The sequence below is a fragment of the Achromobacter spanius genome, from assembly GCF_003994415.1.
In the GTDB taxonomy this organism is placed as follows: domain Bacteria; phylum Pseudomonadota; class Gammaproteobacteria; order Burkholderiales; family Burkholderiaceae_B; genus Achromobacter; species Achromobacter spanius_C.
This window is the reverse complement of sequence record NZ_CP034689.1, coordinates 6081097-6093265: the sequence shown is the minus strand read 5'-3', so window position 1 is coordinate 6093265 and position 12169 is coordinate 6081097. Positions and strand designations below refer to the sequence as shown.

General features: G+C 64.7%; 11 protein-coding genes and 1 pseudogene. 7 read left to right on the top strand and 5 right to left on the bottom strand.

Annotated features, from left to right (window positions below; genetic code table 11):
• The first annotated feature begins 32 nt into the window (after window positions 1-32).
• Window positions 33-1082: an ABC transporter substrate-binding protein gene (locus tag ELS24_RS27860; protein WP_050445863.1), complete on the top strand. Its 1050-nt coding sequence runs from the start codon at window positions 33-35 to the stop codon at window positions 1080-1082.
• A gap of 61 nt (window positions 1083-1143) precedes the next feature.
• On the opposite strand, the gene ELS24_RS27855 is transcribed toward ELS24_RS27860, so the two are convergent.
• Window positions 1144-1623 carry a VOC family protein gene (locus tag ELS24_RS27855; protein WP_050445864.1) on the bottom strand — a complete coding sequence of 160 codons (480 nt, stop codon included), beginning with the start codon at window positions 1621-1623 and terminating at the stop codon, window positions 1144-1146.
• A 222-nt stretch (window positions 1624-1845) separates the two neighbouring features.
• Between ELS24_RS27855 and ELS24_RS27850 the strand changes: the two genes are divergently transcribed.
• The 5 genes from ELS24_RS27850 (at window position 1846) to ELS24_RS27830 (ending at window position 6778) form a co-directional block, all read left to right on the top strand.
• Complete coding sequence (locus ELS24_RS27850) at window positions 1846-2145, top strand: type II toxin-antitoxin system RelB/DinJ family antitoxin (RefSeq protein ID WP_050445865.1); 300 nt, start codon at window positions 1846-1848, stop codon at window positions 2143-2145.
• Window positions 2132-2419, top strand: a complete 288-nt coding sequence (locus tag ELS24_RS27845; RefSeq protein WP_127185978.1) for a type II toxin-antitoxin system RelE/ParE family toxin — start codon at window positions 2132-2134, stop codon at window positions 2417-2419. Before ELS24_RS27850 ends, ELS24_RS27845 begins: the two co-directional genes overlap by 14 nt.
• A gap of 214 nt (window positions 2420-2633) precedes the next feature.
• Complete coding sequence (locus ELS24_RS27840; RefSeq protein ID WP_240669580.1) at window positions 2634-4658, top strand: TonB-dependent receptor domain-containing protein; 2025 nt, start codon at window positions 2634-2636, stop codon at window positions 4656-4658.
• A 130-nt stretch (window positions 4659-4788) separates the two neighbouring features.
• Window positions 4789-5574 (top strand): 2-oxo-tetronate isomerase, encoded by a 786-nt coding sequence (otnI, locus tag ELS24_RS27835; RefSeq protein WP_050445867.1) that lies wholly within the window; start codon window positions 4789-4791, stop codon window positions 5572-5574.
• A gap of 184 nt (window positions 5575-5758) precedes the next feature.
• Window positions 5759-6778 carry a Bug family tripartite tricarboxylate transporter substrate binding protein gene (locus tag ELS24_RS27830; RefSeq protein ID WP_127185976.1) on the top strand — a complete coding sequence of 340 codons (1020 nt, stop codon included), beginning with the start codon at window positions 5759-5761 and terminating at the stop codon, window positions 6776-6778.
• A gap of 87 nt (window positions 6779-6865) precedes the next feature.
• Here ELS24_RS27830 and ELS24_RS27825 read toward each other — a convergent pair whose 3' ends face one another.
• A complete protein-coding gene (locus ELS24_RS27825) occupies window positions 6866-7771 on the bottom strand; it encodes an EamA family transporter (RefSeq protein ID WP_127185975.1) in 906 nt (301 codons plus the stop codon).
• A 234-nt stretch (window positions 7772-8005) separates the two neighbouring features.
• Here ELS24_RS27825 and ELS24_RS27820 point away from each other — a divergent pair, with 234 nt between their 5' ends.
• Entirely contained in the window at window positions 8006-8476 is a 471-nt protein-coding gene (locus ELS24_RS27820) for an Lrp/AsnC family transcriptional regulator (RefSeq protein ID WP_050445870.1), read from the top strand.
• Window positions 8477-8749: 273 nt separating this feature from the next.
• Here the strand turns inward: ELS24_RS27820 and ELS24_RS31810 are convergent.
• From ELS24_RS31810 to ELS24_RS27810, 3 genes and pseudogenes are all read right to left on the bottom strand, one after another.
• Window positions 8750-8868, bottom strand: a pseudogene (locus tag ELS24_RS31810) (cyclase family protein); the annotation flags it as partial.
• Window positions 8843-11347: a mechanosensitive ion channel family protein gene (locus ELS24_RS27815; protein ID WP_127185974.1), complete on the bottom strand. Its 2505-nt coding sequence runs from the start codon at window positions 11345-11347 to the stop codon at window positions 8843-8845. The pseudogene ELS24_RS31810 and the gene ELS24_RS27815, both read right to left, overlap by 26 nt.
• A gap of 42 nt (window positions 11348-11389) precedes the next feature.
• Window positions 11390-12169 (bottom strand): SDR family oxidoreductase, encoded by a 780-nt coding sequence (locus ELS24_RS27810; protein WP_127185973.1) that lies wholly within the window; start codon window positions 12167-12169, stop codon window positions 11390-11392.

Here is a 12169-nt window from a genome sequence, read left to right as displayed (position 1 = left end):
AGTTGCTAGTCCCCCTTCGATACGAGGTTGTTATGCAAGAGAAAAACCTGACTCGCCGTGGCTTCATCAAATCCGCCTCTGGCCTGGCGCTGGCCCCCGCGTTGGGCTGGGTGCCTGGCATGGCGCTCGCCGCCGACAAACAGATCGTCGTGGGTACGTGGGGCGGCGATTACCAAAATCTGCTGCAGCAGATCATCAACCCCATCGTCACCAAGCAGGGCGTGAACGTGGTGTACGACACCGGCAACGCGGTCGGTCGCGTGACCAAGCTGCGCGCCGAAAAGAACTCGCGCCGTGGCAGCATGGATGTGGCGCTGCTGGGCGAAGTCGACATGTACGACGCCGAACGCTCGGGCACGCTGGAACCCATCGACGCGAAGAAGCTGCCCAACCTGGCGCACGCCATCGCCGCGCTGAAGACGCCGTATTCCATTCCGCACATCTTCAGCGCCATGACGCTGGTCTACAACACCGAAAAATTCCCCACGCCGCCGGACTCGCTGGAAGTGCTGCTGGACCCGAAGTTGAAGGGCCAGGTCGGCTTCTCGGACATTCTTTATCTGTACAACTCGGTCTTCGTCGGCTTGGGCGCGGGCGGCGACACCAAGAGCTTTGACGGCGGCAAGCGCTTCCTGGCCAAGCTCAAGGGCAACGAGCCGCGCATCTACCCGTCCAACGAAGCGGTGGCATCCGCCTTCAAGTCGGGCGAGATCGCCATTGCATGCATGTGGAAGGCGCGCGCGCTGCAATGGAAAGACAGCGGCCTGCCGCTGGGCTTCGTGATCCCGAAGGAAGGCTCGGTGCCGGTGTCGTTCGAGGCCGGTGTGGCCAAGAACAGCCGCAACAAGGACGCCGCATGGGAATACCTGAACGCCATGCTGGACCCGACCGGCCAGATCGGTTTCGCGGAAAAGATGGGCTATGCGCCCACCGTGACCAACGCCGCGCTGCCGGAAAACCTGAAGCGCGTGGGCTTCACCGAGGCTGAAGTGAAGCTCTTGAAGGCGTATGACTTGAAGGGCCTGACCGAAGGCAAGGCCGACATGCTGGAATTCTGGAACAAGGAATTCAAGGCGGGTTGATAGTGGGTTGATAGCGGGTTGAGAAGGCAGGGGCCGGCGCGGCCGGCCCCTGCGCAAACCCTCACCCGCGCCGCGCCGCCTCGATCGTGGCAACGTCGATCTTGCCCATCGTCATCATGGCTTCAAATACGCGCTTGGCGGCGGCGCGGTCAGCGCCCGTGTAAGCCTCGGTCAACACGCGCGGCGTGATCTGCCACGAAATTCCCCACTTGTCCTTGCACCAGCCGCACTCGCTTTCCTGCCCGCCATTGCCGACGATGGCATCCCACAAGCGGTCGGTTTCCGCCTGGTCGTCAGTGGCCACCTGAAACGAGAAAGACTCATTGTGCTGGAACGCCGGGCCGCCATTCAGGCCCAGGCAGGGGATGCCCATCACCGTGAATTCCACGGTCAGCACATCGCCTTCGTCGCCGGAAGGGTAGTCGGACGGCGCATGGTGGACGGCGCCCACCGCGCTATCCGGAAACGTCTTGGCATAGAACCGCGCCGCTTCCAGCGCATCGCTTTCATACCAAAGACAAATGGTGTTCTTGGGAATCATCGGGGGTCTCCTGGTTGGTTGAAAACCCGTCGACGCCTGGCGCCCGAACCACCGGCGCACATCACGTGCAGGGGTTCGTGGTGTTGAGGATACTCGGTCAGTGGAGCCGATTCTCGTTCGCCAAATCCCGTTTCAACTGTCAGGTTTTTGTGGCAAACGGCGCGTCGTTTGTGTGTATCTCAATTGAGATACATAATGGCCGATCCATCCCCGGAGACTTCCATGGCACCCACTTCAATGTTGCACGTCCGTGTCGACGACAAGCTCAAGGCCGAAGCGGCGGAAAAGCTCGCCAACGTTGGCCTGACCATCTCGGATGCGGTGCGAATTTTGCTAACGAGAGTGGCAAAAGAAGGCGGTTTGCCCGCCGGCCTGGCCGTCGACGCCATGAGCTACGACTCGTGGTTTCGCGCGAAGGTGCAAGAGGCCTTGGCCGACACGCGGCCACCGGTCGCCCATGAAGCGGTCATGGACGAGGCTCGTGCCCTGATCAGCAAGAAGAAGCGCCGTGCCGGTTCTTGAATGGCGCGAAACGGCTCGCGAGGATTTGCTGGCGATTGTCGATTACATCTCGGACGATAGCCCGGCCGCGGCGCTGCGTTTGGTAGATGAAATTCAGAAGAAAGTGGCCAAGCTGCGTGAGCGCCCACGGCTGTATCGCTCGGGACGAGTAGCGGGCACCAGGGAAATGGTGATTCGGCCGAACTACTTGGTCGTGTATGCGGAATCGCCTCACGCCGTGACAATTTTGCGCGTTCTGCACGCCGCACAGCAATGGCCGCTCGATAGCGCCTGATCCCTAAACCGTGACACGTTCGCGTCAGTTCATCGCCAAACTTTCATCGCTTTGAATCTGAAATGTTATATCATCCATCCGCGTTTTGTAATGATATAACATCCGAGAGAATACGATGAAAGGCAAGAAACTGGGGTTCAAGAAGGGAAGCCGCAAGATCGCCATCGCCCGGCCAGCACGCCGTGGCAGCCTGAAACCGCTGGTGTGTTCGCTGATGCTGATCGCACCCGTCGCGCAAGCCGATACCGAGGTGGACAGCAAGCGCGCCAAGACCTTGGCGCCGATTACGGTGTCCGCCAACCCGCTGGGCTTGGACCTCAACAGCACCACGCTGCCGGCCTCTGTGTTGGAAGGCAACGAGCTGATAGAACGGCGTAGCGGCACGCTGGGTGAGTCCCTGACGAGCCTGCCCGGTGTCAACAGCGACACGTTTGGCGGCGGCGCCAGCCGTCCGGTGATACGCGGCCAGACCGCCCCGCGCGTGAAGGTGCTGTCCGATGGCTCCGAAGTGATGGATGCCTCCAGCATTTCCCCCGACCACGCCGTGACCGTCGAGCCGCTGCTGGCCGAACGCATCGAAGTGCTACGCGGCCCGGCGACGCTGCTGTACGGCGGCGGCGCCATCGGCGGCGTGGTCAACGTGGTGGACAAGAAGGTGCCCACCGCCGTGCCGGAAAACGGCGTTGAAGCCGAAATGGAATTGCGTGGCGCCACCGGCACGAAGGAACGCGCCGGCGTCGTCGGCATCACCGCGGGCGAAGGCCAGTTTGCCGTGCGCGTCGAAGGCATGAAGCGCCGCACCAGCGACTACGACGTGCCCGATTGGCCGGGCGGCAAGCTGGAAGGTTCGTACAGCGAATCCAGCCAGGGCTCCGTCGGCATGTCGTGGATCACGCCGCGCGGCTACGTCGGCCTGGCGTTCACGCACCTGGAAAGCAAGTACGGCTTGCCGGGACACAACCACGAATACGAAGGTTGCCACCCGCACGGCACGCACCTGCACTGCGGCGGCCACGACGATCACGACCATGAAGAAGAAGGCCATGAAGAAGAAGGCCACGACCACGATCATGAACACGGCGGCGTGCCCTATGTGAAGCTGCGCAGCAATCGTCTGGACCTGCGCGCGGAATACCAGGACCCCTTCGCCGGCTTTGAAAAGATCCGCGTGCGCGGCGGCTTGACCGATTATCAGCACGACGAGATCGAAGGCGGCGAAGTCGGCACGCGCTTCAAGAACAAGGGCTACGACCTGCGTGTGGAATTGCAGCACAAGCCCATCGCCGGCTGGCGCGGCGTGGTGGGCTTCCAGAACGCCTACAGCGATTTTCGCGCTGACGGCGAAGAAGCCTTCCTGCCACGTAGCCGCACGCGCTCGAACGGCCTGTTCGTGCTTGAGGAATACCAGTTGAACGACTGGCGTTTCGAAGTGGGCGCGCGCCAAGACTGGCAACGCATTTCGCCTGAAGGCGGCGCATCGCGCAGCAGCCTGTCGGGTACGTCCCTGTCGGCCGCGGCCATCTGGGACTTTGCGCCGCAGTACTCCGTGGCGCTGTCGCTGTCGCGTTCGCAACGCCTGCCGAACGCGCAGGAGCTCTACGCGGATGGCGTGCACCTGGCCACCAATACCTATGAATTGGGCAACGCCGACCTGGGCCGCGAAACCTCGCACAACATCGACCTGACCTTGCGCAAGCACGCGGGCGACACAACGTTTTCCGCCAGCGTGTTCCACAACCGCGTAAAGAACTACATCTACGCCAACACGCTGGACCGCTACGAAGACTTCCGCCTGATCGAGTACACGCAGCGCGACGCGGAATTCACGGGCGTGGAAGGCGAGCTGCGCCATCAGTTCACGCCGATATTCTCGGCCGCCGTATTCGGCGACTACGTGCGCGGCAAGCTGACGGGCGGCGATGGCAATCTGCCTCGCATCCCGGCGGCGCGCGCGGGCGTGCGTGGCAACGTAAAGTGGCAACAGTGGTCGGGCGGCGTGGAATACGCGCGCGTGTTCTCGCAAAAAGACATCGCGGCCTATGAAGACAGCACGCCGGGCTACAACATGGTCAACGCCGTGGTCGCCTATCGCGGCCGCTACAACGCGACGGGCTACGAAGTCTATCTGCGCGGCACCAACCTGCTGAACAAGCTGGCCTACAACCATGCGTCGTTCATCTCGTCGGTGGCCCCGCTGCCGGGCCGCAGCGTGTTGCTGGGTGTGCGGTTGACGTATTGATGCGCTGCGTCAATCGACGAGGGGATTACGCCCTTGGGCTGACGTAATCCCGGTGCTGCGGGCTGCGTGCGCGAAACAGTGTGGCGGTGTGCTAAGTTGCCGGAAATCCCGCCCGGACCGGAGCCCCGCCATGCTGAAATTCGCCGCCAATCTGTCGATGATGTATCAGGAACACGCCTTCCTGGACCGCTATGCCGCCGCCGCGTCGGACGGCTTCATGGGGGTGGAATGCATGTTTCCCTACGCCGAGCCCGCCGCCTTCGTGCGCGAACGCATGGATGCGGTGGGGGTGTCGCAAGTGCTCTTCAATGCGCCACCGGGCGTGACCCGCCATGGTGAACGCGGGCTGGCGGCGCTGCCTGGGCGGCAGGCGGAATTTCAGGCAGGCGTCGAACAGGCGCTGGCCTACGCAACCACGCTGTCTTGTTCCAACGTGCACGTCATGGCGGGCCTGGCGCCGGACGGCGTGCCGCGCGAGGCCTTGCTGGATTGCTATCGCGAAAACCTGGACTGGGCCGCGCGCCAGGCGCGGTCGGCGGGCGTGACCTTGCTGATCGAGCCCATCAATACTCGCGACATTCCAGGCTATATCCTGAACCGCCAGGACGAGGCCCACGCGATCGTGCAGGCCGTCAATGCGCCGAACCTGAAAGTGCAGATGGACCTTTACCACTGCCAGATCGTGGAAGGCGACGTCACCACCAAACTGCGTGAATACCTGCCAACGGGCAGGGTAGGGCATTTGCAGATTGCGGGCGTGCCGTTGCGCCAGGAACCCGATCGGGGCGAGCTGGATTACGGCTGGGTGTTCAGCGTACTGCGCGAATTGCACTACACCGGCTGGATCGGTTGCGAATACCGCCCCGCGGCCGAGACGTCGGCGGGGCTGCGTTGGCTCAATGCCGCGCGCGCGTGATTGCTAGGCGCCCCACCGGCTTTGCGCTTCTGCTGTTCTCGTCTCCCTTTCTTCCGCTGCGCGTCTTCCGGTGACCGTATCCCGGCGACCGTTTACGGTAAATTCCCGGGCTTGCGTGCGCATCGAAAATCATTAATATGTTAATTAAAAATTTATCCGATCGTGGTTTGAGGAGACCAGGGACATGACTAGCAGCTTCCTGCCGCGCGCGTTGCTGAAGGCGGCGTTGTTCAAAGTGGCATTGAGGGGCGCCGCCGCGCTTTGCGCCGTGACGTTCACCGTGTTGCCCGCCGCCGCATCGGCGGCGGAATTCCCCGACCATTCCATCCGATGGCTGGTGCCGTTCAGCGCTGGCGGCGGTAGCGACATCGCCACCCGCATCGTCGCCAAGCACGTGGGCGATGCGCTGGGGCAAACCGTCGTGGTGGAAAACCGACCGGGCGCCGCCACCATCGTGGCCGCGCAAGAAACCGTCCGCGCCGCGCCCGACGGCTACACCTTGATGACGGCGGGCATGAGCACGCTGGCGTTGAACCCCTGGCTGTACAAGAAGCTGCCCTATGATCCGGGCCGTAACCTGACCCCCGTGTCCACGTTGGTGGCCTTGCCCATCGTGCTGGTGACTTCACCCGGTTCCGACTTGACCGACATGCCCGCCGTCCTGCGTTACTTGCGCAACGAGCAGCCGGGCAGCTATGCGTCCTTGGGCGTCGGCAGCCCGCACCACCTGGCGATGGAGCTCTTCCTGGAATCGATCGGCGGCCGCGCGACCGCCATTCCGTACAAGGGCACGCCGCCCGCCTTGCAAGACGTGGCGTCCGGCGTGGTGCCCATGATGATGGCGGACCTGGCCGCCGCCCGGCCGCTGATTCAGGCGGGCAAGCTGCGCGCCATTGCCGTGCCGGCCGCGCAGCGTTCGGCCCAGTTGCCGGACGTGCCGACGTTTGTCGAAGCGGGCGCGGATCCATTCGAGGCCGCGGCCTGGCAAGGCGTGGTGGCGCCGGCCGGCACGCCCGCGCCCATCGTCGACAAGCTCAGCCGCGCCATCGTGGCGGCATTGCGATCGCCCGACGTGGTCAAGCAACTAAGGTTGCAGGGCATGGAACCCACGGGCAGCACGCCGGGGCAGTTCGCCGACTATGCCCGCGACGAGCGCGAGCGCTGGGGCGCGGTGATTCGTCACAAGGGCATTTCGGTGGAATAAGCGCCCGGCGCGCGCGCTCTTGATCTTGGCTCGGGGCGCGCGCCCTTGATCTTGCCAGCGCGCGCTTAGCCGCGCACTGGCGTGCCGCTAGTCGTGCACCGGCGCCTGACGCTTCTTGCCGCGCTGCGCGGTGGCCGCGCAACCCGCCGACGCAATGATGATGCCGCCGATGGCCAGCCATTGCGTCTGGGTCAGATGTTCGTTCAGCACGATGACGCCGGCCAGCGCGCCCATGGCGGGTTCCATGCTGAGCAGCACGCCGAACGTTTTCTGCGGCAAGCGCCGCAGCGCCACCATTTCCAGCGAATAAGGCAAGGCGCTGGACAGAATGCCCACGCCGATCCCGGCCAGAATCAGCGAGGGGTCCAGCAAGGCCATGCCGGCGTGCGCCGCGCCCACGGGCAGCGCCACCATCGTGGCCGCCAGCAGGCCCAAGGACGTCGCCTGGCCGCCATGCACATTGCCCGCCAATTTGCCGAAGATGATGTAAAGCGCCCAGCACACGGCGGCGGCCAGCGCGTAGGCAATGCCGGTCGGGTCCAGATCGTGCAGGGATTGGCCGGTGGGAATCAGCAGCACCAGGCCGCCCAGCGCGCAGGCGATCCACACAAAATCGATGGCGCGCCGCGACAGCACCACCGCCAGCGTCAGCGGCCCGGTGAATTCAATGGCAATCGCCACGCCCAGCGGCAACGTGCGCAGCGCCATGTAGAACAGCAGGTTCATGCACGCCAGCGTTACGCCGTACAGCGCGATCTTGGCGGCGTTTTGCCGGGTCAGCGGAAAGCGCCACGGACGCCAGAACGCCATCAGGATGATGGCGCCGATAACGATGCGATAAGCGGTCGTGCCCTGCGCGCCCACTTCCGGAAACAGCGATTTGGCAAACGAGGTGCCGATGCATAGCGACGCCATCGCGCCGATCAGCGACAGCGTGGGCAGCAGGGTGGAGGCGGGAGCGTTGTGCCCGGCGTTCAGGGTGGTGGCGGTCATGGGGACTGGGTAAGGCGCAATGCAGCGGAATGCAAAAAAACCGAGGGAGCGGGTGAAGGGTTCCCAGTGTAAGCAAGCCGTCTGATTATTTCCTGCGTCCGGCAGGGGCAAAATGAAGTTTCCCGTCGAATTGGGGCCGGAGTCTGTTGCGGCCAGGATTAGAATCTGCCGAGGGCCGATTTTCTTCTGCTTCTTATTCGCCTCGGCCCGATTCCCCTGCGTTTCCAAGCCCCCATGGAACTAGACGATTTCGACCTTCAAATTCTGCAAAGCCTGCAGGAAGACAACCAGCGCACCAGCCAGGACGTTGCCCAGCGGGTAAACCTGTCGCCTGTGTCCTGTCTGCGCCGCATGAAGCGCCTGCGCGAAGCGGGCGTGGTGACGGCAGACGTGTCCGTGGTGGACCCGGCCGCGGTGGGGCGCGGCATCATGATGGTGGTGCTGGTGTCGCTGGAGAGCGAACGCGTCGACAAGCTTGACCTGTTCAAGCGCGCCATGCTGGGTGCGCCCGAGGTCATGCAATGCCTGTCGGTCACGGGCGAGGTTGACTTCGTTCTGACGCTGACCATGGTCGACATGGCTGACTACGACACCTTTGCCCAGCGTCACTTCTGGGGCAATCCCAATGTCAAGCGTTTCTCCACCTTGGTGGTGATGAACGCGGTGAAGAATACGCTGACGGTGCCGGTGACTACATCGGCTTGAGACCCGTTTGGCGTGCGCCAACACATTCAGGGGCCCAGCCGCAAGGCGCGCCGCGAATCACCGCCCATCATCATCGCGCACCCTCGTTCATCGGCACGTAGGATGGGTGCAGCGCGCGCCGTCGCCCGCAAATACCGCAACGCCTATCGCGCGGAACCCATCAAGCAGCGGTGGATATTCTGCCAATCCAGCCACAACGCAACCGCCGCGTGATGGGTTTCGCGCGATGGGCAGCGGGGGTTCTTGCCTTCAATTGGGCGCGCTGCACCCATCCTACATCGTCGCGATCGGCGTCACCGATGACCGATCGCGTGCGGCAGGCGCAGCCGTGGGGCGGTCAGCATGAAATGATGCCGGCCATTGGTTTCAAGAAATTCCGCCAGGTCCCGGATGGGGCTGCGATCTGCGCGCGCCGCTCAGTACGGCGTCCAACGCCGCGCCCGCTTCTTCCGACACGCTGCGTAAATGCAGGTCGCGTTGTGGAAACGCAATCTCGATGTCTGCCTGCCGCAGCGCGTCAACCATGCGCGCCATCATGTCGCTGCGGATGTTGATCCAGCGGTCAAAGTCGTAGGTCCAGGCGCGGACGCTGAAATCCAGCGTGCTGGCGCCAAAGCCCATGAACAAGACGGTGGGCGCCGGTTCGACGACAACGCCGGGCGTGTCGCGGGCCACGGCGTCCAGCACCTCGATCGCGCGCTTGGGCTCGGTGCCGTAGGCCAGGCCGATACTGACTTCGATGCGGCGGCTGCGGTCCAGCAGGGTCCAGTTGGTGAGCTTGTCGGATAGCAGCGTGCCGTTGGGCACGATCACATCGGCGCCGTCGAAGGTCTTGATGCGGGTGGCGCGCATGCCGATGTCGCGCACCTGGCCTGATGTGCCGCTGATTTCCACGACGTCGCCCGGCTGTATCGGCCGTTCGAACATCAGGATCAGGCCCGACACGAAGTTATTCACCACCCCTTGCAGGCCGAAGCCGATGCCCACGCCCAGCGCGCCGAACACGATGGTCAACTGGCTGGTCTGAAAGCCCGCCGCCGACAGCGCGATGCCCAGGCCCAGCAGCAGCACCAGGTAGTACGACAGCGACGCGATGCTGTTGCCCACGCCGCGCGGCAACGCCATGCGGGTCAGCACCTCGTCGCGCAGGATCAGGCGGATGGTGCGCGCGGCCCAGAACGCAATCACCACGGAAACCAGGAAGAGCAGCACGTTGCCCAGGCTGATGGACACTTCGCCCACGGTCAGGGTGTAGGACAGCACCTGCGTGGTGAACGCATAGGTGGCGCGCAGGATGCGGAAGCGGTCCATGGCGTAGACCGCCCAGCCCAGGAAGGCGGCGACGGTCAGCAGACGGATCAACAGTTGCACCAGCGGCGGCGCATGTTCGCGCGCCAGCCGGAAGCGCGCAATGCCCTGGCGCGCCAACAGCACTTGCATCAGGGTGATGATGACGGTGACGCCCGCGTAGAGCACCAGCCCGAAGTAGCCGCAACCGATGACGGCGCTGGTCAGCATTTCCGCCAGCGAGACATTGCCGAACAGATTGGCTGCCAGCGACACGCACAGCAACGCGACCGCGCCCCACGCGATGGCGCGCAGCATGCCTGCCAGGCGGGCGGAAGCGGGGGGCGGCGTGTCGCGCCGACGCCGGCGCAACAGCCACACGATGGCGGCCAGCGACACCGCGGTCAAAGCCACGGTGGAAAGCCGGTAGAACAAGGTGTTGGCCAGGAACAGGAAGCCCAGCCGCTCCGCCAGGAACAGGGCGGTGATGGCATAGGGCCAAAGATCCAGTTGCCGGCGAGCGGACGGCGGCAGCAGACGCAGTACCGGCACGGCCGCCAGCACCAGCGCTATCTGCTGCACCATCAGCGGCGCGTCGGGTTCCAGCGCCAGCACCGCCACCATGGAAAGCAGCAGCCAGGCGGACAAGGGGCGGCCCAGCACGCCCGCGGCGGTTTCGCTCATGACGCCCGCGCGGATGGCATCGCGGCTCTTCCTGGCCAGCCACAGCAGAAACACCAGCAGCACGATCTGAATCACATGCAAGGCGCGCTGGTTGCCGCTGCCGGTGCCGCTGTAGTCGCGCGCGAAGCGGGCTTCGATGTCGATGCCGGTGCTCAGCAAGGCCATGGTGTCTTCGCTGGTGTCTTGTGTCTTGCCCAGGTCCCAAAGCGGTGGCGAATCCACGCGCATCAGGCGCGCGTCGATGTCGTTGATGGCTTCGGCCACGGCGCGCTGGCCCGCCTTGATGCGCTCTTCGACGGCGTTGGCGCGTAGTTCAAGCTGGGCTTGGTTGGACAGCGGACCGGATAGCGCCAGCGCGGCGGCGGTCAGTTGCGCCACCACGGCATCCACGCGGTCGGCCAGCGCGGGCGGCAGGCTGGCGGCGGCGGTGGAATTCTTGATGGCGTGCCAGGCGTCGCGGCGGCGCAGCAGTTCGGCGGCGTCGCTGGCGTACCAGGCGGTGGCCTGGCGCAGGTCTGCCTGCCAGCGCGCCAGCCGATGGGCGTCAAAGACCCAATGCCGTTCCAGACTCTCGACGCGCATGATGGGCAGGGTGCGCAGCTGGGCCGGTTGGAATTCGTAGAGCTTTTCGTCAGCCGATTTGGCGATTGCTTCCAGCGCCGGGCCGAGCTTGGCGTCGGGGTCGGTGGTGGCCACGCGCTGCATCACGCCTTCGGCGTAGCGCGTGTCGCTGTCGGCGCGCAGCGGAATGTCGCCCATCTGAATGACGGCGGGCGCGGCAGGGGCGGTGGGGGGTGTTGCGGCCGGCGGGTCGGCCCAGGCGAGCCGCGCCTGGGTCAGCCCCAACAGGCCAAGAATCAATCCGAACAGGACATACAGGGTGCGTGCTCGGACGCGCATGGGCGGCTCCGTGGGGGGGCTGCGAACGGGAGGCTATCCACTCTAGCGCATCACCAGTCCGCCGTCCACGAACAGCACCTGCCCGGTCATGAAGCCGCTCCAGTCGGACGCCAGGAACAGCACCGGGCCGGCTACATCCTCGGGCCGGGCGATGCGGCGTAGTGGTGTGGCGGCAATCAAGGTGTCGCGGAATGCCTCCTGCGTGCCGCCGCTGGCCTCGGTTGGGTAGACCAGACCGGGCGCCACGCAGTTGACCCGGATGCCGTAGGGGCCCAGTTCGGCCGCCAAGTTGCGGCTGAACGCCACCAGCGCCGCCCGGGCGGTGGTGTAGTCGTGGTACGGCACGACGGGGTGCTCGATCAGGTTGCTGGCGATGTTGACGATGCAGCCTTGGGCGCGCTGCTTGAAATGCGGCAGCGCGGCGTGGCAGACGTTGAACGCGGCGCCCACCGATCCCTCGAACTGCGACTGGTAGTGCTGCCACGACAAGGCGTCGAAGGCCGTGCGCTGGCGGGGGTCGAACGTGTAGTGCCGCAGAGCATTGTTGACCACGATATCCAGCCGGCCGGCGTCTTGCACGATGCCGTCCACCATGGCGCGTACCGCGTCCGCCACGCCCACGTCGGCCTGCACGGCCCAGGCGTCGCCGCCCGCCGCCTGGCATTGCGCCACCACGGCCTCGGCGGCGGCGCTATTGCTCAAATAATTGACGACCACCGTCGCGCCTTCGCGCGCGAAACCGCGTGCGATCTCGGCGCCAATGCCTCGGCTGGCGCCCGTTACCAATACGACCTTGCCGGCGAATTTCTTTGAGGCGTCCAT

Excerpts from the sequence above, each read along its gene's own strand:
- ELS24_RS27855 (WP_050445864.1), bottom strand. The coding sequence starts at position 1,623 with ATGATTCCCAAGAACACCATTTGTCTTTGGTATGAAAGCGATGCGCTG.
- ELS24_RS27810 (WP_127185973.1), bottom strand. The coding sequence starts at position 12,169 with ATGGACGCCTCAAAGAAATTCGCCGGCAAGGTCGTATTGGTAACGGGC.
- ELS24_RS27830 (WP_127185976.1), top strand. The coding sequence starts at position 5,759 with ATGACTAGCAGCTTCCTGCCGCGCGCGTTGCTGAAGGCGGCGTTGTTC.
- otnI (WP_050445867.1), top strand. The coding sequence starts at position 4,789 with ATGCTGAAATTCGCCGCCAATCTGTCGATGATGTATCAGGAACACGCC.
- ELS24_RS27840 (WP_240669580.1), top strand. The coding sequence starts at position 2,634 with ATGCTGATCGCACCCGTCGCGCAAGCCGATACCGAGGTGGACAGCAAG.
- ELS24_RS27825 (WP_127185975.1), bottom strand. The coding sequence starts at position 7,771 with ATGACCGCCACCACCCTGAACGCCGGGCACAACGCTCCCGCCTCCACC.
- ELS24_RS27820 (WP_050445870.1), top strand. The coding sequence starts at position 8,006 with ATGGAACTAGACGATTTCGACCTTCAAATTCTGCAAAGCCTGCAGGAA.
- ELS24_RS27860 (WP_050445863.1), top strand. The coding sequence starts at position 33 with ATGCAAGAGAAAAACCTGACTCGCCGTGGCTTCATCAAATCCGCCTCT.
- ELS24_RS27815 (WP_127185974.1), bottom strand. The coding sequence starts at position 11,347 with ATGCGCGTCCGAGCACGCACCCTGTATGTCCTGTTCGGATTGATTCTT.
- ELS24_RS27850 (WP_050445865.1), top strand. The coding sequence starts at position 1,846 with ATGGCACCCACTTCAATGTTGCACGTCCGTGTCGACGACAAGCTCAAG.